Here is a 21,213-nt window from a genome sequence, read left to right on the forward strand (position 1 = left end):
GGCGGCCGGTCGGCGGCCGCCCGCCCGCCCGCCCGGCACCTCAGCGCGGCTGCCCGACGTCCTTGCGCGTCACCGCCAGATGAACGACGAGGCCGAGTATGACCGCCAGGAACAGCGCGCTCGTCACCACCGTGCCGAGGCCGAGCCCGCCGTCGCCGGTCGGCTGGGAGAGATAGTCGCCCATCGAGGCGCCCAGGGGACGGGTGAGGACGTAGGCGATCCAGAAGCTCCACACCGCGCTCAGCCCCAGCGTGCGGTGCGCGATCGCCACGGCGGCGATGGCCAGGGCGAACAGCACCGCGGAGAGCCGGTAGCCGAGGGCCATGCGCTCGGCGACCAGGTCGCCGGCCGCCGTTCCCAGGGCGAACGTGAACAGGACCGCCGACCAGTAGAAGGACTCACGGCCGGTGGTGTCGATGCTGTGGATCGACAGGGTCCGCTCGCGCCGGTACCAGGCGACGAAGACGACCGCGAGCAGGAGCGCGAAGACCGTGGTGCTCGTCTCCAGCGGGACGCCCATGTTGTCCGTGAGGTTGTCGCTGACCAGGGTACCGACCACGCTGATGAGGGCGACGGCGAGCCAGTACACGCCCGCGCGGTAGGCGGTCGTACGGAACTGCACCACCAGGACGACGGCCAGCAGCGCGCTCATCAGCACGGACACGCCCGTCAGGCCCAGGCCGGCCTGGTCGGCGAGCAGGTCGGCCGCGGTCTCGCCGACCGTGGTGCACAGCACTTTGATGACCCAGAAGTAGGCGGTGACTTCGGGGACCTTGTTCCAGCGCGGCCGGCACGCGTCGCGGGCGGGGGCGCCGCGCTCGGCATCGGGTGTCTCGGAGATTTCGTAGGTCATGAACCCGACGGTGCCAGCGGTTGCCTGAACGCTTCCTGACCGCTGCGGTGTGCTGCCGCCCTGGCACTCGCCGTCCGTTCACCATGAGCCCGTGGACGCCTCACAGCAGCGCATACCGGGAGTCCGTCCCGCCCCCGCCCCCGTGCCGGAAGAAGGCCGCTGTGACCCCTCCGACCGCTGCCCGCCCCACGACTGAGCCCCGCCCTCCCACGGAACGCGCCGCGTCCTGGCTGCGCGTCCGGCTCGGCCGTGCCGTCGTCCTCGCCTACGCCACCGCGCTCCTCCTGCCCGGCCCGGGGCTGTGGTTGCGCCGCCCCCAAGCCCTGCCCCTGACGCACTTGACGGTGCACACGGGACCGCTCCTGCTGTCCCTGGTCCTGTTCTCGGCCGGGCTCCAGGTGCCGGTGCGCGCGCTGGGCCACCTGCTGCGGCGGCCGACGGCCCTGCTCGCCGGGCTCATGCTGCACCTCGCGATCCCGCTGGCGGTGGTGCCGCTCGTCGCCTTCCTGCTGCGGCGCACCCCGGACACCGACGGTGGCAGCGGGCTGCTGACCGCGATGATCCTGACCGTGGCGATGCCCGTCGCCGCCGGCGCCACCGTGTGGACCGACAAGGGCGAGGGCGACCAGCCGACGATGGTGGGCCTCGTCCTGGCTTCCACCCTCGCCAGTCCGCTCACCACCCCCTTCCTGCTGGCGACCCTGGCGCCGCTCCTCAGCGGCGGCTACGCGGACACACTCGCCGCCACCGGCCGGCTGGCCGAGGGCGGGTTCGCGCTCACGGCCGTGGTCCTGCCCTGCGCCGGAGGCCTGCTGGGCGCGCTCGTCCTGCCGGCGCGGTGGCTCGGCCGTCTCCGCGGGACGGTGGCGCCGTCGGCCCTGGCCGGTTCGCTGGTCCTGACCTACGTCAACGCCTGCGGTGCGCTGGGCGCCGTGCTCGCCCGGCCCCGCCCACTGCTGTTCGCCGCCGCGCTCGGGGTGGCCTGCCTGGTCTGCGGGCTCTCGTTCGCCCTGGGTCGCGTCGCCGCCCGCGTCCTGCGACTGGAGGCGGCGGTGGCCTCGTCGCTGACGCTGGCATGCGGCATGAACAACAGCAGCGCGAGCGCGGTCCTGATCACCGCCTCGCTGCCCGGCAAGCCCCATCTCCTCCTGCCGGTGCTCGCCTACGGGCTGCTGCAGAAGGCGGCCGCGAGCCGGATCGTCACCCGGCCACAGCCGTCACGGTGCGGTTGCTGAGGCGCGCGGCCCGCGCAGCCGACGGCACCTTTGGAGAGCGCGTCTCAGCGAGGCGCGACCGCCGTCTCCCCGTACCGCTTCGTCAGCTGTCGCGCCTCGATCATCACCGCTCCCTCGCGTGGTGATGCCGGACCTGTCCGGTCCTGTCACCTACGACGCTACGAGTGGGACGGCCGGAGACCGTGGTACCCCGGGGATCGATGGCGGGCGGACGGCAGTACCGCGGTACTGCCGTCCGGACCGTGGGTCTTCCCCGTCGGGCACGCTAGGAAGAGACCACCTGCCGTTGCACCGGCGTGTTCTTCCTCTCCCGCGCCTGGGCGTAGGCCATCAAGCCGCACAGGACGACCAGCAGGACGGCGGAGGACCCGATGGTGCCGAGGTTCAGTCCGCCCTTGGCGACCGGCTTGGTGAGGAAGTCGCCGGCCGTGGCGCCGAGCGGGCGGGTGAGGACGAAGGCGATCCAGAACAGCAGCACGTTCGGCACACCGGGCACCTTCATCAGGGCCACCAGTACCAGCAGGGCGCCGGTCACCAGGGCCGCGCCGCCGGCGTAGCCGAGGCCGGAGCTGTCGGACAGGAAGTCGCCCATCGAGGTGCCCAGGGTGTTGGAGACGAGGATCGCCGACCAGAACAGTGCCTCACCGCGAAAGGTGACGATGTCGCGGATCTGGAAGGTCATGCCGCTGAGCTTCCAGACCGCGAAGACGGCCACCAGGATCGAGATCAGGATCGCCGCGCCGGTCGGATACCCCAGGCCCAGGCCCTGCGGGCCCCAGCCCAGTGAGGTGGCGTCGCCGGAGAGGAACGCGGCACTGGCATCGCGGTTCATGAAGTCGGACATCGTGGTGCCGGCCATGCTGGTCGACAGGATCACCGTCCAGTAGAAGAACGGGTTGTAGCGGCGGGAGCGCAGTTGCGCGACCAGCGTCACCACGAACAGCAGGAACAGGGCGATCGTGGTGAGGAAGTAGCCGATCTTCAGGGTCTGCGCGAAGAGGTCACCCGCTGTCTCGCCCAGCGTCGTCGCGGCGATCTTCATGACCCAGAAGGCCAGGGTGACCTCGGGCAGTTTCTTCATCACCGACCGGGTCGGGCATGCGCTCGCCCGGTGCGTGCTCGCGGCTTCGTCGAGGTCGGGGTGGACTTCCGGATTCTCCATGGTCGGGCACTCCCTGATGCGGTGGGGGAACGGCAGCCGCCCGACGACGACTGACGCGTTATCAGATTCTGGCGATCACCGCCTGAACACATCCTGAACAGCGCTGTCGGCAGCCCTGCCGGGTGGTACCGCTGGCTCAGCCGGCGCCCTCGTCCGCCGTGTCCTGGCGGACCGGGGGACGAGCAGGGTGAACGTGGCCGGGCTCCCGCTCGGCAGGGAGAGCCTGCCGCCGAGGGAGACGGCCAGATCGCGGGCGAGGGGCGCCACCGCCCGGCTGCCCCGCATCACCACCCTGCGTGGCCACGGCTACCGCCCGGAGACGGCAACCTGACAGACCCGCCGCACAGGTCCGCTGCACAGACCCGCCGCACAGGTCCGCTGCACAGACCCGCTGCACACGTCCGCTTCATTGCGCCGCGGCGGGGAACGTTTGCCGCCACAACATCGTCTACAGTTCAGTAGACCGTCTACAGAACTGTAGTCGACCGTCGGCGTCATTCCGCCTCGCCCGACGGCCGGTGCGAAGGGGCTCCCCATCATGACCACTTCCATGGACCTGGCGGCACAGCTCGCCGTCAATGTGCTCGACGCCCAGTCACTGCTGTCCGCTTTCGGAGTGCTGGGCGTGGCCGTGGTGCTGTTCGCCGAGACCGGCCTGCTGATCGGGTTCTTCCTCCCGGGCGACTCCCTGCTGTTCACCGCCGGCCTGCTGTGCACCGGCACCGCCGACCGCGGCCTGAAGCTGTCGCTCGCTCCGCTGCTGCTGGCGGCGGCGGTGGGAGCTCTGGCGGGCTCGCAGTGCGGATACCTCCTGGGCCGCAGAGCCGGCGGCGCGCTGCTCGCCCGCAGCCGCTCGGCCCGCCTGCACGAGGGTGCCGACCGCACGAGGGAGTTGCTGGAGCGGTACGGGTACGCGAAGGCGATCACACTGGCCCGCTTCGTTCCGGTGGTGCGCACCGTGGTGAACCCCATGGCGGGTGCGCTGGGGGTGCCGGTGCGGACCTTCACCCTCTGGCAGGTGACGGGCGGCCTGGTGTGGAGCCTGGGTCTGGTGCTGGCGGGGTGCGCGCTGGGCTCCTCCGTGCCGAACGTGGACCGCTATCTGCTGCCCATGGTCGCGGCGATCGTGGTCCTGTCACTGATTCCGGTCGTGTCCGAGGTGTTCCGCTCACGCCGGGCCGCGAAGGCGAGGGAGTCGCGGGGATGATCATCGCTCTCGTCGGCTCGTCCCTGGACGGCTCGGCCTATACCGATGTGGTGAACCTCGCCGGGCGCTCTCCGTCCTGGCTGGACACGGCCGTGTCGGCGTGGTCGACGTACGGGCTCGCTCTGTTCCCGGTGCTCATGGCCATCGGCTGGTGGCGTGCCCGGCGGGTGGGAGCCGCGGCCTCGGTGACGGCGCTCGCCGTACCGTTCGTCGTGGTCGTGGCCTTCGGGGTGGATACGGCGCTCAAGGCGCTGGTGCGCGAGGACCGTCCCTGCCACGGCCTGCGCGTGAGCACGCTGGAGGCGTGTCCGGCGCCCGGTGACTGGTCCTTCCCCAGCAATCACGCGGCCATCGCCGCCGCGGCGGCCGTCGCCCTGCTGTTCGTCCGCCGCCGGCTCGGCGCGGTCGCGGTGGTGGCCGCCTGCGCGATGGCCGCCTCCCGGGTGTGGATCGGCGTGCACTACCCCCACGACGTGGTGGCAGGGGTGCTGGTGGGCTCCCTGGTCGCGCTCCTCGCCCGGTCCGTACTGCGTCGGGTCTCGCAGCCCTTCGCCCTGCGCGTCATGGCCACACGGCTGCGTCCGCTGGTGGTGGCGTCATGAGGCGGGGCGATGTCACCGAGTTGGCCGGCAGTTGCGGCCTGGGCGCCTGGACGGCGTTCGGCGTGCTGGCCCTGGTCGTCGCGGGCCACGACGGTGTGCCGATGTTCGCGGACGGCGACCTGCTGACCTGGTCCGTCACCCATCGGCCGGACATGGCGGTGGCGTTCGCCCGCGGAGTGACGGACACCGGGACGGGTGTCGTCCCATACGCGCTGGCCGTGCTGGCCGGCATCATCGCGGGACGCACCACGCGGCAGCGCGTGACGGCCGTGGCGCTCTGTCTGACCTGTCTCGGGACGGGGCAGGCACTGCGGTACTGGGTGATGACCCTCGTCGCCCGGCCCCGGCCGCCCGGCGCCGACTGGGAGACGGCCGCCTCGGGATGGGCGTTCCCGTCCGGTCACACCACCACGGCGGCCCTCACCGCCGGACTGCTCGTCATCGCCGTCTGCGTGCGCGGTCCCCGGGGCAGAACTCCCGTCGTCCTGGCCGTCGCCGGCTGGGGCGCCCTGGTCGGACTCACACGCGTCTACCTCGGCGTCCACTGGTTCACCGATGTCGCCGGCGGCTGGCTGTTCGCCCTGGGCTGGCTGGGCGCGTGCCTGTGCGCCGTGGCCCGGTGGCTGCCCGAACGGTTGACCCCCGGTACGGGGATCACCGCACGCCCACAGAGGGAGGACCATGCGCCACACGATCCTGGTCGTCGAGGACGATCACGCCCTGCGTGACGTCCTGATGCGCGGGCTGCGCGACGAGGACTTCGACACGGTGCCGGCGCCGGACGGCGCCACCGCCCTGCGGCTGGCCACCGACGACGTCGCCGCCGCCGTGCTCGACGTCGGGCTGCCCGACGCCGACGGGCGAGACGTCTGCCAGGCGATGCGGGCGAACGGATTCCTCTCCCCCGTCATCTTCCTGACCGCCCGTCACCGGCTCCCCGACCGGCTGGCCGGATTCTCCGCCGGGGGCGACGACTACCTGCCCAAGCCGTTCCACCTCGCCGAACTGGCGGCCCGTCTGCGGGCGGCCGTCAAACGCGCCGCGCCACCGGCCACGGTCACGGCGGGCGATCTCGCCCTGGACGCGGTCCGGCACGTACTGAGCGTCCGCGGCGGCCAGGTCGATCTCACACCGACCGAGTTCCGCATCCTGGCCGCGCTCATGGCGGCCTCCGGCGGGATCGTACGGCGCCGCGAACTGGTCCGGGCGGGCTGGCCCGAGGGCGCCCGGGTCCACGACAACACCCTCGACCAGTACCTGACCCGGCTGCGCCGCAAGCTGCGCGAGGCGGGCAGCGACCGGACGATCGGCACCGCCCGCGGCATCGGGCACCGCCTGTCATGAAACGCACGGGCCACGGGCCACGGCGAGCCGCGGCCGGACTTCTGCGCCGCGTGACGCCCCAGACGTTGCGGGGCGGACTGTCGCTGGTGGCACTCACCACGGCCACCCTGCTGATGACGGTCCTCACCGTCGCTTTCGACACCGCGGCCCAGCAACGCCTTCAGCACCAGGCGGACGACGAACTGCGCACCCACGCCGCCGCCGTCGCGACCACCGTCGACACGACGGGCGGGACCGTACGAGTGCTGGAGACCTCGCACGACGACCTCCTCGACACGAACGTGTGGATCTACGCCGGTCCGCGCCTGCTGGAAGCACCACCGGCCGGCCGGCCGCTGGCCGACGTGGCCGCACGACTCGCCGGGGGCGCCGGGCGCGACGGGCAGAGGTGCGTCACCGTCGACGTCCACGGACCGTTCCGGCTGTGCTCGTACCCGATCTCCCGGGGCAGGAGCGACGCCACCGTGATCACCGCTCTGGACCTGTCCCCCTACCGGAGCTCCGCCGACACCCTGCTCCGGGGATCGCTCGCCCTGGACGCCGTCATGCTCGCCTGTACCTACGCACTGACCCGGCTGGCCGTCGGACGCGCGCTGCGTCCCGTTCGCACGATGACCGACCAGGCCACCCAGTGGAGCGCCGTGGCCTCCGGCCAACGCTTCGGCAGCACGCGACACCCGGCCGAACTCGCCCGCCTCGGGACGTCGCTGGACGCCATACTGGACCGGATCCGCACACTGCTGCGCCACGAGCAGCAGCTCACCGGGGAACTTTCGCACGAGCTGCGTACGCCACTGAGCCGGATCATCGCCGAACTGGAGTGGTGGCAGAGCCGTCCCCGCACGCCCGACCAGACCCGCGCCAGTCACCAGGTCATCGCCGATGCCGCCGAGTCCATGCGCACCATCTGCGACACCCTCCTGGACGACGCACGCGACGGCACGAACACCGCTCCGGGCACCACCGAGCCCCTTCCCGCCCTGCGCCGACTCGCCGAAGCTCTGCACGTGCCCGGTCATCTGACGGTCACCGTCGAAGGCTCCTGCCCGATGGTCGGCGTCTCACCCGCCCTCCTCGACCGCATCGTCAGCCCCCTCCTCGCCAACGCCTGCCGATACGCGCTGTCCGGCGTCGCCGTCCGCGCACGCCAGGTGTCCGACGGTGTACGCATCGACGTCACCGACGACGGGCCCGGCGTGCCGGCGCCGTTCGTGGCTCGTCTCTTCGAGCCCGGCCGACGGGCGGACCCCGGCGACGGGCACGGCGGAGCGGGCCTGGGCCTGCCGCTGGCCCGCCGCCTCGCTCGCTCCGTCGGAGGCGAGGTGACCTACGACCCCGGGCACACTCCGGGGGCACGGTTCGTGGTCAGCCTGCCCGGCCGCTGACGGTGGCCACCCCACCGCGCCCGGCGGTCGGTCCGCGCGAGCTCGGCCGCTTCCCCTCGCTCGTCCACCTGCGCGGAGCTGTCGGACGGCGGGTTCGACAACATCGTCGCCCCGACCAATCCCCGGCCCGCGCAGGATCGGATTACGTCCGGAGATGTCCCGGCCGTGGAGGGCGCGCAGTGAAGGAAGCCGTGTATATCGGCAGCAATCCGTCGAAGGCTCCGGACCTGCAGGAGCTGGTGGGCCGGGTGGCCCTCGGTGACGAGCCGGCGTTCGCCTCGGTCTACGACACGGTCGTCGGGCCGGTGCTGGGTGTCGTGCGGGCGGTCCTGCGCGATCAGGCGCAGTCGGAGGAGGTGGCCCAGGAGGTCCTGGTGGAGGTGTGGCGCACCGCTCCCCGCTACCGCTCCGACCGCGGGACGGCCATCAACTGGATCCTCACCCTGGCGCACCGCCGGGCGGTGGATCGGGTGCGCTCGGCGGAGGCCGCGGCCGCCCGGGACCACAAAGCCGCATTGCTGGAACGGACACCCGAGTACGACGAGGTGACCGAGCAGGTGGAGGCGCGGCTGGAGCGGGAGCAGGTGCGGCGCTGTCTGCGGACGCTGACCGAGATCCAGCGCCAGGCCGTCACCCTCGCCTACTACCGCGGGCTGACCTACCGCCAGGTGGCGGAGGCGTTGGCGCTGCCGTTGGGCACGGTCAAGACCCGGCTGCGGGACGGTCTCATCAGGCTGCGCGACTGCCTGGGGGTGACCGCGTGATCACCGCCGACCTGCACCGGATGACCGGGGCCTACGTCCTGCACGCCCTGTCCGGCGACGAGCGAGAGGCGTTCGAGAAGCACCTCGCGGGCTGTGAGCCGTGCGCGCAGGAAACCGCCGAACTCGCCGCCACCGCCGCCCGCCTGGGCCTCGCCGTGTCGGTGCCGCCGCGCCGGGAGTTGCGGGAGCAGGTGCTGCGCCGGATCACGACCGTCCGGCAGGAGGCACCCGGCGCCGCCCCGCGGCCGCTCGCCGCCCGCGTTGGCCGGCGCACCCGCCTGCTGTCGCGCTGGGCGCCGGCCGCCTGCCTCGCGGCAGCGACCGTGCTCGGCGGCACCACCGTGTGGCAGCACCGGCAGGCGGAGGACGCGCTGAGCCGCGCTCACCGGGCCGAACAGGGAGCGGAGCAGATCGCCGCCGTCCTGAGCGCGCCGGACGCCGCGACCCGGGCCGCGAAGCTGGCCGACGGCGCCACCGGCACGGTGGTCGTCTCGCGCGAGCGGGACAAGGCGGTGTTCGTCGTCTCCGGGATGGCGCGTCCGCCCGCCGGCAAGGTCTACCAGCTGTGGTTCGACGACGGCGGCACGATGCGCTCCGCCGGCCTGATGGACCCCGGCCGCGCTGACCAGGCGGTCCTGATGCGGGGCACCGTCGACGGGGCCTCGGGCATGGGCGTCACCGTCGAGCCCGTGGGCGGCTCGGGCCGGCCCACCTCCGCACCGCTGGCCCTGATGAAGTTCCCCGTCTGAGGGGTTCCGCCTCCGCGATGTCCGCCGATGCGCGGTCAAGGCCGACGGGATCGGCCCGGACGTGCGACCGTCCGGCCGTCCGGGTCGCGTCAGCGGGGAGCGATCGCGGCCTCGGCCGCCGTCTTGATGCGCACGCCGAAGGCTGGGGCGTCCTTGCGGGCGGCGGCGAGCCCCAGGCCGACGAGCAGCTTGCCCAGCCCGTGGCCTTCCAGGACGTTGAAGATACGGACCCGGGTCCTGCCGTCGGCCAGCGGCTCCAGGTCGTAGCCGCCCTCGCGCGCCATCACGCTGTTCTTCGACACCTCGGCCCACCGCAGCTTCGCCGGGGCCTCGAATTCGGTGATGCGGAACTCCCGGGCACTCTTCATCCCGGCGTCCTTGACCGTGCTCCGGAAGACCGTGCCGACGGCGGTCGGGGCGTCCGGGACCCGCTCGATCCTGAGCACCCGAGGGCTGAACTGCGGATCGTTGCGCCCGTCGGCGAGGTAGGCGAACACCTCTTCGACCGGCCGATCGACCTCGACCACTGCTTCGAACTGTCCTGACATGGGCACTCCTGATCGGTCGAGTCGCAACGCGCCCGCGACTTCGGCCTGTCGTGCGACACCGCGACCCTACGGGACCACCTGGCATCCCGCGAGACGAACGGCACGACCACACGCGAGCGCACCGGACCTCGGCTCGACGGCCCGGCCGGGGTCGGTTCAGAACACCCGGATCGGGATCTCGGCCGGGTCGGTCAGCAGCTCGAAGATCTCCTCGTCCAACCGGACCAGGGTCACCGAGGCGCCGGCCATGTCGAGCGAGGTGCAGTACTCACCCACATAGCTGCGCCCGACCTCGATGCCGCGCTCGGCCAGCTGCTTGTGGGCCAGTCCGTACACCAGGTACAGCTCGCCGATCGGGGTGCCGCCGAGGCCGTTGACCATCAGCGCGACGCGGTCACCGGAGGCGAACGGCAGGTCGTCCACGACCGCGTCGACGAGCTCGCGCACCATCGCGTCCGCAGACCGGAGCTTCTCGCGCTCACGGCCCGGCTCACCGTGGATGCCCACGCCCATCTCGACGGAGTCCTCGGGCAGGTCGAACAGCGGCGAACCCTTCGCCGGCGGCGTGCAGGCGGTGAGCGCCATGCCCATGGTGCGGGTGACGGAGTTGACCTTCTCGCCGATCCGGTACACCTCGTCGAGGTCCGCGCCCCGCTCGGCGGCCGCGCCGACGGCCTTCATCACGAAGAAGTTGCCGGCCACCCCGCGTCGGCCGACGGTGTACGTCGAGTCCTGTACGGCCACGTCGTCGTCGATGAAGAGCGTACGGACGTTCACCCCGTCGGCCTGGGACAGCTCCTCGGCCATCTCGAACGCCATCCGGTCCCCGGTGTAGTTGTTGACCAGCAGCAGCACGCCCATCGGGGAGGCGACCAGCTTGACCGTCTCGTAGACGAAGTCGGCGGGCGGCGCGGCGAACACGTCGCCGGGACAGGCGGCGTCGAGCATGCCCTTCCCCACGGTCATCACATGCGCGGGCTCGTGACCGGATCCGGAGCCCTGCACGATCGAGACCTTGTTCCGCTGCGGGACGTCGGAACGCATGATCAGGTTGTACTCGGGGACGTACGTCAGCGTGTCGGGGTTGGCCAGGGCCAGTCCCTCCAGCATCTCGGCGACGTAGTCCTTCGGGTCGTTGACGAACTTCTTCATGCCGTAACTCCTCCTGGTCCAGCCGGTCGCGTCAGTCGCGTGCGTCCCACTCGGCGGCGACGCGCTCCGCCATGACCGCGATCGCCACCGCGCCCGGGTCCGGTGAGCCGATGCTGCGCTCCCCGGTGTAGCTCTGGCGGCCGCGTCTGGCCTGCATGGATGTCGTCGCGTCGGCCGCGGCACGGGCGGTCGAGGCGGCCAGGGCGGCCAGTTCCGCGGCGCCGGGCGCCGGTTCGCCCGCGGCCAGCCGCCGCTCCAGTGCGTCGGTCATCGGGATCAGCGCGTCCAGCAGTGTCTTGTCGCCGAGGTCCGACCGGCCCCGCGTCCTGATCCCCTCCGCGGCGGCCCGCAGCATGGCCACCGCGTCCGCCGCGTTCAGCTCCGGCCGGTCCTTCACGGCGCCTGCGGCCCGCAGGAAGGCGGTGCCCCACAGCGGCCCCGACGTACCGCCCACCCGCTTGGAGATCACCAGAGCGACCTTCTTCAGGAACTCGGCCGGTGCGTCAGAAACGAGGTCGTCCCAGTCGGCGAGCACGATCTCGAAACCGCGGGCGAGCGAGTACCCGAAGTCCCCGTCCCCCGCGACGGAGTCGAGGTCGCCGAAGTCCCGCTCGTTGTCCACCGCGGTGCGGGCGATCGTCCGTACGACGAAGGTGAGGTCGCCGCCGGGCGACGCCGACGACGGCGATGACGATGGCGCTGACATGTCTCTCCTGACTGCCGCGAAGTCAGTGCGGTCGGGGGTCGGATGGGGTGGAGTCGGCAGCGGTGTCGCCGCGGACACCGGGATCGGCGTCGGCGGTGAGCAGACCGGTCAGGTCCCCGAGCTCCACATACGGCCCCGGGTGCACTGCGCGCGGATCGCTCAGTACCCGGGCGACGGTCTCCCGCGGCGGCGGATCGCCGAGCGAGGTGACCACCAGGGAGGCTCCTGTGAAGTCCTCCTCACCGGTGTAGGCGCTGGTCGTGACGGCGCAGGCGAGCCCGGCGCCGAGCGCGGCCAGCATCCCGTTGCGGCTGTCCTCGATCGCGACGACGTCCGCGGGGTCCAGACCGAGCCGCCGCACGGCGAAGGCGTAGATGTCCGGGGCGGGCTTCTTCCGCTGGACCACGTCCCCGGCGAAGACAGCGAAGCGGGCGGCCAGTTCCGGGCCCATGGCGAGTTCGAGCACGCTGCGCACGGACGCCTCCGCCGAGGTGGACGCGACCGCGAGCGGCCACCCGGCCTCGTATGCCGCCTCGGCGATCCGCCGCACGCCGGGCCGGGGCGGAATACGTCCGCTGCTGATGATCCCGGTGTAGATCTCGGTCTTGCGCCGGTGCCAGGCGGCGACCTGCTCGTCGAGTGCGGCCGGGTCGGAGGGCAGACCGGCGGTGGCGACGAAGTCGGGGGTCAGCAGCGTCCGCATCCGCTCCTTGCCGCCGCCGACCTTCACCTTCTGCGCGTACTCCGCGTCGCTCCACCGCACCGGCAGACCGAACTCCTCGAACGTCTGGTTGAAGGCGGGCAGATGCCCGTCGCGTTCGGTGTCTGCGAGGACGCCGTCGCAGTCGAAGACGAGGGCCGGCACGGCTAGGCCGCCCGCCCGGCGCTGCCGAAGAGACGCATCAGCGAACCGGCCAGCTCGACGACGTCCTGCCGGACGGCCCGGAACAGCGAGGGCGGATCCCACTTCTGCCGCTCCTGAGCCGTCCGCAGGAAGGCCAGGTTCGACTTCATGTACGTCTCCTTGAGCGCCGTCGAGATGTTGACCTTCGCGCACCCCCGGGAGATCAGGTCGCGGAACTGTTCGTCGGACAGTCCGCTGCCGCCGTGCAGCGCGATCGGCACCGGATAGGCGGCCACGAGGTCGGACACGCGCTGGGCGTCGAGCACCGGCGCCTGCTTGTACGACCCGTGCGCGTTCCCGATCGCCGGAGCGAAGACGTCGACCCGCGTGGTCCGCAGGAACTCCAGCGCGACCGCGAGATCCTGCTGCTCGGCGGCGGTGTCACTGCCGACGCCGTCCTCCACACCGGTGATCGACTCGATCTCGCCCTCGACCGCGGCGCCGAACGCACGGGCTTCCGCGACGACCTCGACGGTCTGCCGCATGTTCTCCTCGACCGGCAGCTTGGAGGCGTCGAAGAGGACGGAGTTCCATCCCCGGCGCAGGCACTCGGTGATGACCTCGCGTTCCGGACAGTGATCCAGGTGCAGGGTGACAGGCACCTCGATGCCGGCGGTCATCGACGTCCACATGGCGTAGAGCACGTCGCTGCCGATGGACCTGACCGTCTTCACGGAGGTCTGCACGATCACCGGCGACCTGTTCTCCACCGCTGCCGCCAGCACGGCCTCCAGGGTGAGGTCGTTGAAGACGTTGATGGCCGGTACGGCGTAGCGCTCGTCGAACGGCTTGGCGAGGATCTCGGTCAGCGGTGTCACACCCACGACGCCTCCACGTCTTCGCCCCCGGCCCTTCCATTCCACGCCAGCGCCTCACCCGCCGCCACTTTTGTCCCGGGCGGACCGCGATCCGCCCGCCGCCCCCGTCACCATGCCTCGGACTCGGTCGAGGACCGCCCGGCCGGCTTCCTGTGGTCCCGTCCGGCACGCACTCGAAAGGCCGGGGGTCGCTGGTCACCCGAAGGGCCCAGCACAAGTTGCGTCACCCGTACGGCGGGCCTGACGTGCAGGGGGTTGCCGCGCCCAGAAGCCTAGGATCCGACACCGGACAGGGGGACTTAAATCCGTATTGCGAAGTTCGTAGTGCCCGGACATCGCCGGACCCACCTCACGAGTGAAGGAGACGGGATGTCGCACCGCGTCGGCAGAACCCGGTGGCGGCGTTTCGCGGCAGTCCTGGTACCCGGCGTCACGGCCTGCGCGGTCCTCGGCATCGCGATGGCACAGGGGGCGCTGGCCGCGTCGTTCCTCATCTCCGGCTATCGATTCCAGGTCACCGCTGACACGCTGACCGCTCGCGGACTCAGTATCTACACCATGGTCGACGTGACCAAGAAGCACGAACTCGTGCCCGTCCTGGTCACCGGGGCCCGGCAGGCGACGGTCTCCGGCCTGTGCGAGTCCGCCACGCTCGACCTGCCGGTGCTGGGCACGTACACGGTGACGCTCACCGGCGGCGACGAACGTCCGGCCGAGGCCACGAACTTGTTCATCGACGCGACCCTGGTGGCGGCCGGGCAGGCGGATTTCCGGAACGTCGACATCGGCATCGCGCAGGGGGCGATCACCAAGGGACCGATCGATCCGGGCGACCGGGACTCGCGCTTCTTCGACCCCAGCGGCCTCGGGCAGCAGGCCACGTCGGTCACCCTGAACGACGTGAGCGTGACCACGGTCGCGGTCTCCGCCGCCACCTTCAACATTCCCAACCTGCGCCTGCGGATCGAGCGGGGCCGGCACTCGTGCTCCTGACTCCAGCGGGCGGACCGTGCGTTCAGGCCGCCGCCCACCTCGCACGACCACGCGCACGACGGACCGCCGATCAGGACGACACATGAGCACCAGATTCTTCGCCGGACGGCCGCTGCCGCACGTCACCGTGGCGCGCGCCCGCGACAGGTTCAGGACCTGGCGTGGTGAACGCCCTTTCTGGGCCGGATTCTTCACCTTCACGGCGGCGCTGCCCATCCTGTACTGGCCCTACGCGAACCTGGACCTGGGCGGCGTCCCGCTGGCCCTGTCCACCACGTCCGGAGCCGGCTCCCTGATCATCGGAGCTCTGCTCATGACCCTGGGGATCACCCTCTGGTACCACCCCCACCATCGCGTGTTCGCGGGGATCGTCACCCTGCTGCTCGCCGTCGTCTCCTTGCCCGTCGCGAACTTCGGCGGCCTCCTCCTCGGGCTGATCTCCGGCCTGATCGGCGGCTCCCTGGCCTGCGCCTGGATGCCGCCGGCCGCCGCTGCCGCCACCGCTACGGCTACCGCTACCGCTACCGCCGAGCAGCCGACCGCGGGGGCGGCAACAGCGGCAACAGCAACGGAGAACCACGTGTTCACGGCCGTTCCGGCGGCGGACGACAACGCCGGCACGGGAGACGAGACAGGTGGCCACTGACAACGGCAGCGAACAGACCACGGCCCCGTCCGAGCCCGGACCTCACCCCCTGGGCCGCGTTCCCTCGCCCGGTTTCGTGCTCCGCCGGGTACCGCAGCCCATCGCCTGCGCGCTGGCCGTGGCCGCCGTACCCCTGGTCCTGCACCTCCCCGCACCCCGGCCGTCGTCCCCGCTCCCCGGTCCCGGCAGCCCTGTGGCACCGGCGAGCGCACCGACGACACCTACGGACACGGCGCCGACGCCACCGGGCGGCACGCCGGTCCCCACGGGCACCACCTCCCGACCGGCCGTTGCCCCGCCCACCGTCGTCGGCCCCCGGGCCGCGCCCACACATGTCACGCAGGCGTCGGCGAGCGCCGCACCGACCGCCGCGAGCGCTCCACCCGCCCCTCCGCCGACGCGCCTCGCGAGCGCCTCGTGGACACTGCGCGCCGACCGGCTCGTCCTGCGCGCCCTCACCTTCCACGGCGTGGTCACCGTACGCACCGGAGCCGGCGCCACCCGGGTGCTGAAGTTCACCGCACGGTCGGTGGAAGCCCTCGACCTCGACGTGACCGCGGGCCGGGGAAGCGCGGCGGCACGCCTGCGAACCAGGCCCGCGACCACGTCCACGCTGAAGGGACGGGGCGGCGACGGCGTGGTGACCGTGTACCTCCACGAGCTGTCCGGCGAGGTCACGGCCCTGGACGGTGCCCCGCTCCCGCCGGACCGCACCGTCACCATCACCCCCGACGCCGTACCTCCCTGGCTGTCGGACGCTGCCGCCCCCACCCGCACCGTCACCTTCGCGGGCGTCACCGCCTCCCAGCTCACGCAGTTCGGCGGCGACCTGTCCCTCACAGGTCCGCTGTTCCGTACCGGGGCCGGGTGACCACCCGCATACGTCCACCGATGACCCCGACCGCCGCTCCCCGGCCGTCCCCGCGCCCCGTACGCACGCTCGCCTCGATCGATGCCGGGCTCGGCCCGCGTGCTACCGGAAGACCCCGGCCATCCCTACCGGGGCGCTGCGCACGGCGGCACGCCCCCCGGGAGGCCCGTCCGTGCTCGGGCGGTCCCCGCAGGGCATCGGGACGGCGGCGTTCGCCCACCTGCGTCCCGACCACATCGGCCGGCCCGGCGCCGAGCCGCCCCTCTCCACCCGGGCCCCCGCGGCCGGCGACCAGGCACGCTCGCGGGTCAGCGGGCGGCTTCCCCCTGGGCCACCTCGACCTCGTGGTGGAAGTCCACCACGCCGGTCGACGCGGCGACACCGGACAGCAGCGCGCAGACGGCCAGGAGCAGGGCGACGGCGCGCGGGACGCGGGAGGGGCGGCAGGGCGGGGCGAGGAGGGCGGCGACCCGCTGGGGGACGGGTCCGGTCGACACCGCGGGCGCGAAGGACGGACGGGGCGAGTCGGCGGCGTGGCCCGCCAGGGCGGCGCGCGCGATGGCGCGGGCGGTCAGGCGCCGGTCGCCGACTGCGGTCGCCGCGGCCTCGTCGGCGGCACGTTCCGCGGCCAGCCGGATCGCGTCGCGGGCCGAGCGCAGCGCGGGATGGCAGTGCGCGGCGAGTTCGGCGGCGGCCAGGAAGTAGTGGTGTCCGCCGGCGTTGTGGGCGCGCTCGTGCGCGAAGAGGACCTCGCGCTCCCGGGCTCCGAGGCTGCGCAGCATGCCGGTGGTGACGACGATGCGGTGCGGGCGGCCGGGCAGGGCGTAGGCGTCCGGCTGAGGGGAGTCGACGACACAGAGGTCGCCCGCGGCGGGGTGCCGGCCGGCCTGCCGGCGGGCGAGGCGCAGCGCCTTCGACTGGCGCAGCGCGGAACGCCCGAGCGTCACCACCGCGACCGTCAGCGCGCCGATCGCCAGTGCGGCGGCGGGGGCGAGGACGAGGTCGGAGGGGGCGCGCAGGGGGTGGATCAGTTCGCCGAGCGCGGCGAAAGCGGGCAGCCGCAGCAGTCCGGTCAGGACCAGGGCCCCGAGCGAGGCGACGCAGGCGCCCGCGAGCACCAGCGCGCAGACGGTGAGTGTCCACAGCGCGACGACGGGGCGCGCGCCCCGCAGTGCGCGCCGGGCCAGCGGTGGCACCGCGAAGGGCAGCAGGAGAGGAGCGATCAGCAGGGTGGCGGTCATGTCCCGTCCCCTTCCAGGAGCTGGCGCAGGACCCGCTCGTCGTCCGGGCCGAGCTGGGCGACGAAGCGGGCGAGGACCCTCTCGCGGTCGTTGTCGCGGTCGAGCTCGCTGTGCATGCGGCGGGCGGTCAGCCCCTGGGGATCCTGGGCCGGGCGATAGGCGAAGCCACGGCCCTGTCGCTGCCGCGCCACGACGCCCTTCTCGTGCAGCCTGGTCAGGATCGTCGTCACGGTCGTACGGGCCAGGCCGGAGTCGAGTTCGAGCTGTACCTGCGACGCGGTGAGCGGCAGGCCGGCGGCCCACAGCACGGCCATGACGGCGGCCTCCAGCTCACCTGCCGGTCGGCGTTCGTCCTTCGCGTCGGTCATCGCAACGATCCTCCCCCGCATTCGTCCACAGTGTCGTAGATCGTCTACAGGATTGTAGTCCCGCACCGCTCACACCGCCGAGCGGCGGGCCAGCACTGCCAGGACCAGGAGGCCGGGGGCCATCGGCAGCCAGGCGGTCAGCAGGCGGTAGCCGAAGACCACGGAGACTGCCGCCGCGCTCGGAGCGCCCGCCGCGGTGAGGGAGAGCGCGAGTGCGGCGTCCAGGGAGCCGAGTCCGCCGGGTGTGGGCAGCAGGGCTGCCACGCCGCTGGCGACCAGGTACGCCATGACGACCCGGCCCTCGGACAGCGGCAGGTCGAGGGCGTGGACGACCGCGACGATCACCGTGGCGTGCAGCAGCGCGAACGCGAGCGAGCCACCCCACAGCGCGCACGCCCGCGCCCCGCGCCGGTGCACCTCGCGCACGTCGGCGAGGACCTTGCCGGCCGCCGGCCGCACCCAGGCGCGCAGGCGTCGGTTCAGCGCGAGCGCCGCGAGGGCCGCGACGACGCAGCCGGCGACGGGGAGCAGCACGAGAAGGTGCGGCACCCGGGCCGTGAGGCGCAGTGTGCCGGGCGAGGTGAGCAACAGAGCGATACCGAGGAGGAGCCGTACGATCCCGCCGGCCGCCGCCTTCACCGCGAGCGCGGTCGCCGAGCGGGTGGTGGACAGCCCGCACCGGGTCAGGAAGCGGAGGTTGACGGCGGTCGCGCCGGTGCCGGCCGGCAGCAGGTGGTTGGCCGCGGACGCCGCGAACTGCGTGGCGACGAGCCGTCCGGGCGGGAGGCGTTCGGCGACCGCGCCCTGCTGGACGACGGCCGCGCACACCCAGGTCGCGAGGGCGGCCAGGCCCGCCGCCAGGAGCCATTCCCGGTCGGCGGCGGCGAGCCGGTCGGCTCCGGTGTTCAGGGTGTCCCGGTGGGCGGCGAGCAGTGCGCAGGCCGCCACGGCTACGGCCAGGGTGATGCCCAGCTGCCAGTACCGGCGTCGGCCCCGGACCGGCGCCGGCTCGGTCGCGGTCATCGTCACCGCCTCCGCTGCGCGTAGGGGGCCAGGTACGCCGACAGGCCGCCCGCGTGCCCGGCCGGCCAGGAACGGGCGTAGGCCGGTGGAGGCCCGCCGGGCGCGGCGAGGGCGGCGACCGGTGTGGTGCGGGCGGCGCGGGCGACCGCGGACGCGGTGGTGCGGGCGTCGTGCCCGACGGCCGGCGCTGAGGCGCACCCGGCGTAGAAGGCGATCGGGGGCGCCTGGTAGCCGGTGACCAGGCAGGGCGGCCGTACGCCGAGGAGGCGGAGCGCGGCCGCGGTGCGGGACCAGTCGCGGTGGGCGGCGGTGGTGCGGTGCACGGTGCTCTCCAGAACGGCGTACTGGACGGCCAGGTGGCCCGCCAGTCCCAGCGTCAACAGGGTGACGGCGACCGGCCGCCGGGTCCGGCCCGGTGCGGCGGCCAGGCGGGCGAGGCCGTCGGCGACGGGGATCGCGAGCAGGGCGTAGGCGGGGAGGAGGAAGCGGGGAGCGGCGTAGCCGATGAGGAAGAGGTAGGGGACGGCGGCAGTCGCGGCGCAGCCCAGGGGCAGCAGGGTGGGTGCCGGGCGCCGGGCGCGCAGGGCGACGACCGCGGCGAGGACGGCGAGCAGCGGCAGGGCGAACCACCAGGCCGTCACCGCCGGGCCGGGCATCGGTCCGGTGCAGGGGCGGCACAGCACGCGCCCGCCCAGGCTGCGCAACTGGTCGCCGACGGCGAGGTGCCCGCCGAGGCCGCCCTGGAGGCGGGAGGCGTCGGACAGGCGCTGGGCGAGGCCGCCGTAGCCGAGGTAGGCCTCGACCACCCACTCCGCCGCCCCGGCGACCAGGCCGGCGAGCAGGGCGGCGGGAAACACCGGGCGGTACCCGCCGCTCGCGCGCCGCCACGGCCACAGGCAGCGCGCGAGCAGTGGCAGGACAACGTAGACGGCGTCCATGGGACGCATCCACGCCATCAGGGCCGCGCCCGCGAGCACGCCTCCCACGGCCGCCCGGCCGTGCGGGCCGGGGGCGGCCCCGGCCCGCAGGAAGCAGCCGACGCAGATCAGGGCGCCGATCGCGACCCAGTAGTTGGGCATGGCCTGCGGGCCGTAGAAGAGCGTCACCCACAGCGAGGCGAACAGGGCGCCGCCCAGGGCGAGTACGCGGGCCGGGAACAGTCCGCGCCAGACGCGCAGGGCCAGGAAGAGGGCGAGCCCGGAGAGCACGGCCAGGAAGACGCGCAGCAGCGGGGTGGACGCCGACCAGGCGGCGATCGGTGCGACCAGGAGGGGGACGCCACGGGCGCGGGGCGCGCTGAAGAAGGCGGCGGGGGCGTGGCCGCTGACCTGGCTGACGTACACCGTCTCGTCCCAGCCGAGGCCCATGCCCGGTCGTACGAGGACCAGTTGGGCGAGGGTGAAGGCGGCCGCGACCGCACCGAGCCACGCGACACCGCTCCCCCGCCACGGCCTGACGGCGGCCCGCCACCACGTGCCGACGGCCCGCCGGGGTGCGAGGGCCGCTCCCCACGGCCTGACACCGGCCCACGGCGTGACGGCGGCCCCTGGTGGCGGACCGGGTCGCCGCAGCGCGTCCCGGGTGGCGTGCGTGCTGCCGGCCATCGTTCACCCCTTGCCCCTGCGCGGTGTAGGGCGACGGCGCGAGCGGTTGTTGTCCCTACCCGCAGTACGGTGGCCGACCGGGACGGCGCCGGCCCACTCGGGAGACCCGAACGGCGCAACGCAGGCCAGCTGGAGGGTGAACCCGGCCGCAACCGCCGCGCGCCCACCCGGGTCTGCACGACGGCGTCGGCGTAGGCGTCCCCGTCCCCGTCCGCGTCCGCGTCGGTGTCACCGCGCGGCGAGCTCCTGGTACATCGCGTCCACGTCGCCGGACAGCTGCGCCTTGACCCACCGGGTGAGGTCGTCGGCCAGTACCTCGTGCGCTCCCGCCTCGACGCCGTCGAGTGCGGCGACGGCGATGTCGTGGGGGCTGGTCTTGGGCGCGTCGATGCCCTCCGTCATGTCGGTGTCGACGTAGCCCATGTGCAGCCCGGTGACGTCGATGCCGCGCGGCCGCAGCTCCAGGCGCAGGGAGTTGGTCTGCGACCACATGGCCGCCTTGGTGGCGCCGTAGGTGTTGCTGTTGGCGATCCAGGACAGCACGGAGTGGACGTTGAGGACATGGCCGCCGCCGTTGCGCTCGATGACCGGCACGAAGGCGCGGGTGACCAGCAGCGGACCGTAGAAGTTGATCTCGAACTCGCGGCGCACGTCGTCGAGCGGCGAGTCGAGGTAGCGGGTGCCGGCCGCGACGCCCGCGTTGTTGATCAGCACGGTGACGTCCTGGGCCGCTTCGGCGGCGGCCGCGACGGAGGCGGGGTCCGTCACTTCCAGCGCCAGCGGAACGGCGTCTGGGTGGGTCACGGTGCGCGGGTCGCGGGCGGTGGCGTAGACCGTGCGGGCGCCGCGGGCGTACAGCTCCTCCACCAGGGCGCGACCGATACCGCGGCTACCGCCGGTGACGAGGACAGAAGCGTCCTTGAGCGTGGTCATGTAAGTCTCCAAGAAGTGGAAAACGATCGGTTTCCAGCATCGTAAACCGATCGGTTTCCACTGTCCATCTCGCGCCCTTATCGTTGACAGTCACATGTCATCCAT

General features: G+C 73.0%; 23 protein-coding genes. 11 read left to right on the forward strand and 12 right to left on the reverse strand.

Features of this window, described 5'->3' with window-relative positions:
• Positions 1-40 precede the first annotated feature (40 nt).
• The gene (locus ACFV0T_RS02520; protein WP_385773579.1) at positions 41-853 is read right to left on the reverse strand and encodes a hypothetical protein; all 813 of its coding nucleotides are present in this window, start codon (positions 851-853) and stop codon (positions 41-43) included.
• Positions 854-1,014: 161 nt separating this feature from the next.
• Here ACFV0T_RS02520 and ACFV0T_RS02525 point away from each other — a divergent pair, with 161 nt between their 5' ends.
• Positions 1,015-2,088, forward strand: a complete 1,074-nt coding sequence (locus ACFV0T_RS02525; RefSeq protein WP_385773581.1) for a sodium-dependent transporter — start codon at positions 1,015-1,017, stop codon at positions 2,086-2,088.
• A 265-nt stretch (positions 2,089-2,353) separates the two neighbouring features.
• Here ACFV0T_RS02525 and ACFV0T_RS02530 read toward each other — a convergent pair whose 3' ends face one another.
• The gene (locus ACFV0T_RS02530; protein WP_385773583.1) at positions 2,354-3,250 is read right to left on the reverse strand and encodes a hypothetical protein; all 897 of its coding nucleotides are present in this window, start codon (positions 3,248-3,250) and stop codon (positions 2,354-2,356) included.
• Positions 3,251-3,788: 538 nt separating this feature from the next.
• On the opposite strand from ACFV0T_RS02530, the gene ACFV0T_RS02535 reads away from it, so the two are divergent.
• The 7 genes from ACFV0T_RS02535 to ACFV0T_RS02565 all read left to right on the forward strand — a co-directional run bounded on the left by ACFV0T_RS02535 (position 3,789) and on the right by ACFV0T_RS02565 (position 9,301).
• Positions 3,789-4,457, forward strand: coding sequence for a DedA family protein (locus ACFV0T_RS02535; protein WP_385773585.1), 669 nt, complete (start codon positions 3,789-3,791; stop codon positions 4,455-4,457).
• Positions 4,454-5,059 carry a phosphatase PAP2 family protein gene (locus ACFV0T_RS02540; RefSeq protein ID WP_385773587.1) on the forward strand — a complete coding sequence of 202 codons (606 nt, stop codon included), beginning with the start codon at positions 4,454-4,456 and terminating at the stop codon, positions 5,057-5,059. The genes ACFV0T_RS02535 and ACFV0T_RS02540 overlap by 4 nt, the downstream gene beginning before the upstream one ends.
• Positions 5,056-5,787 (forward strand): phosphatase PAP2 family protein, encoded by a 732-nt coding sequence (locus ACFV0T_RS02545; RefSeq protein ID WP_385773589.1) that lies wholly within the window; start codon positions 5,056-5,058, stop codon positions 5,785-5,787. The genes ACFV0T_RS02540 and ACFV0T_RS02545 overlap by 4 nt, the downstream gene beginning before the upstream one ends.
• Complete coding sequence (locus ACFV0T_RS02550; protein WP_385773591.1) at positions 5,741-6,403, forward strand: response regulator transcription factor; 663 nt, start codon at positions 5,741-5,743, stop codon at positions 6,401-6,403. The genes ACFV0T_RS02545 and ACFV0T_RS02550 overlap by 47 nt, the downstream gene beginning before the upstream one ends.
• On the forward strand, positions 6,400-7,788 hold the full coding sequence (locus ACFV0T_RS02555) for a sensor histidine kinase (RefSeq protein ID WP_385773593.1): 1,389 nt from the start codon (positions 6,400-6,402) through the stop codon (positions 7,786-7,788). Before ACFV0T_RS02550 ends, ACFV0T_RS02555 begins: the two co-directional genes overlap by 4 nt.
• A gap of 179 nt (positions 7,789-7,967) precedes the next feature.
• Positions 7,968-8,552, forward strand: coding sequence for a sigma-70 family RNA polymerase sigma factor (locus ACFV0T_RS02560; RefSeq protein ID WP_385773595.1), 585 nt, complete (start codon positions 7,968-7,970; stop codon positions 8,550-8,552).
• The gene (locus ACFV0T_RS02565; RefSeq protein WP_385773597.1) at positions 8,549-9,301 is read left to right on the forward strand and encodes an anti-sigma factor domain-containing protein; all 753 of its coding nucleotides are present in this window, start codon (positions 8,549-8,551) and stop codon (positions 9,299-9,301) included. Before ACFV0T_RS02560 ends, ACFV0T_RS02565 begins: the two co-directional genes overlap by 4 nt.
• Positions 9,302-9,390: 89 nt before the next feature.
• Here ACFV0T_RS02565 and ACFV0T_RS02570 read toward each other — a convergent pair whose 3' ends face one another.
• The 5 genes from ACFV0T_RS02570 to ACFV0T_RS02590 all read right to left on the reverse strand — a co-directional run bounded on the left by ACFV0T_RS02570 (position 9,391) and on the right by ACFV0T_RS02590 (position 13,435).
• Entirely contained in the window at positions 9,391-9,849 is a 459-nt protein-coding gene (locus tag ACFV0T_RS02570) for an SRPBCC family protein (protein WP_385773599.1), read from the reverse strand.
• Between the two features lie 156 nt (positions 9,850-10,005).
• Complete coding sequence (gene dhaK, locus ACFV0T_RS02575) at positions 10,006-11,001, reverse strand: dihydroxyacetone kinase subunit DhaK (protein WP_385773600.1); 996 nt, start codon at positions 10,999-11,001, stop codon at positions 10,006-10,008.
• 31 nt (positions 11,002-11,032) lie between these two features.
• Complete coding sequence (dhaL, locus tag ACFV0T_RS02580; RefSeq protein ID WP_385773602.1) at positions 11,033-11,707, reverse strand: dihydroxyacetone kinase subunit DhaL; 675 nt, start codon at positions 11,705-11,707, stop codon at positions 11,033-11,035.
• A 22-nt stretch (positions 11,708-11,729) separates the two neighbouring features.
• Positions 11,730-12,572, reverse strand: a complete 843-nt coding sequence (locus ACFV0T_RS02585; RefSeq protein ID WP_385773604.1) for an HAD-IA family hydrolase — start codon at positions 12,570-12,572, stop codon at positions 11,730-11,732.
• 2 nt (positions 12,573-12,574) lie between these two features.
• Positions 12,575-13,435 (reverse strand): ketose-bisphosphate aldolase, encoded by an 861-nt coding sequence (locus ACFV0T_RS02590; RefSeq protein ID WP_385773606.1) that lies wholly within the window; start codon positions 13,433-13,435, stop codon positions 12,575-12,577.
• Between the two features lie 363 nt (positions 13,436-13,798).
• Here ACFV0T_RS02590 and ACFV0T_RS02595 point away from each other — a divergent pair, with 363 nt between their 5' ends.
• The 3 genes from ACFV0T_RS02595 to ACFV0T_RS02605 all read left to right on the forward strand — a co-directional run bounded on the left by ACFV0T_RS02595 (position 13,799) and on the right by ACFV0T_RS02605 (position 15,939).
• The gene (locus ACFV0T_RS02595; RefSeq protein WP_385773608.1) at positions 13,799-14,422 is read left to right on the forward strand and encodes a DUF6230 family protein; all 624 of its coding nucleotides are present in this window, start codon (positions 13,799-13,801) and stop codon (positions 14,420-14,422) included.
• An 82-nt stretch (positions 14,423-14,504) separates the two neighbouring features.
• Positions 14,505-15,068: a DUF6114 domain-containing protein gene (locus ACFV0T_RS02600; RefSeq protein ID WP_385773610.1), complete on the forward strand. Its 564-nt coding sequence runs from the start codon at positions 14,505-14,507 to the stop codon at positions 15,066-15,068.
• Positions 15,058-15,939, forward strand: a complete 882-nt coding sequence (locus tag ACFV0T_RS02605; protein WP_385773612.1) for a hypothetical protein — start codon at positions 15,058-15,060, stop codon at positions 15,937-15,939. The genes ACFV0T_RS02600 and ACFV0T_RS02605 overlap by 11 nt, the downstream gene beginning before the upstream one ends.
• 308 nt (positions 15,940-16,247) lie before the next feature.
• Here ACFV0T_RS02605 and ACFV0T_RS02610 read toward each other — a convergent pair whose 3' ends face one another.
• From ACFV0T_RS02610 to ACFV0T_RS02630, 5 genes are all read right to left on the reverse strand, one after another.
• The gene (locus ACFV0T_RS02610; RefSeq protein WP_385773614.1) at positions 16,248-17,180 is read right to left on the reverse strand and encodes a M48 family metalloprotease; all 933 of its coding nucleotides are present in this window, start codon (positions 17,178-17,180) and stop codon (positions 16,248-16,250) included.
• Positions 17,177-17,548, reverse strand: a complete 372-nt coding sequence (locus ACFV0T_RS02615; protein ID WP_385773616.1) for a BlaI/MecI/CopY family transcriptional regulator — start codon at positions 17,546-17,548, stop codon at positions 17,177-17,179. The genes ACFV0T_RS02610 and ACFV0T_RS02615 overlap by 4 nt, the downstream gene beginning before the upstream one ends.
• Positions 17,549-17,617: 69 nt before the next feature.
• Complete coding sequence (locus ACFV0T_RS02620; protein ID WP_385773618.1) at positions 17,618-18,571, reverse strand: YbhN family protein; 954 nt, start codon at positions 18,569-18,571, stop codon at positions 17,618-17,620.
• A 2-nt stretch (positions 18,572-18,573) separates the two neighbouring features.
• Positions 18,574-20,175 carry a hypothetical protein gene (locus ACFV0T_RS02625; RefSeq protein WP_385773620.1) on the reverse strand — a complete coding sequence of 534 codons (1,602 nt, stop codon included), beginning with the start codon at positions 20,173-20,175 and terminating at the stop codon, positions 18,574-18,576.
• Between the two features lie 228 nt (positions 20,176-20,403).
• Complete coding sequence (locus tag ACFV0T_RS02630; RefSeq protein WP_385773622.1) at positions 20,404-21,108, reverse strand: SDR family oxidoreductase; 705 nt, start codon at positions 21,106-21,108, stop codon at positions 20,404-20,406.
• Positions 21,109-21,213 lie beyond the last annotated feature (105 nt).

Origin of the sequence: Streptomyces sp. NPDC059582 (assembly GCF_042735715.1) — a bacterium.
Lineage (GTDB): Bacteria > Actinomycetota > Actinomycetes > Streptomycetales > Streptomycetaceae > Streptomyces.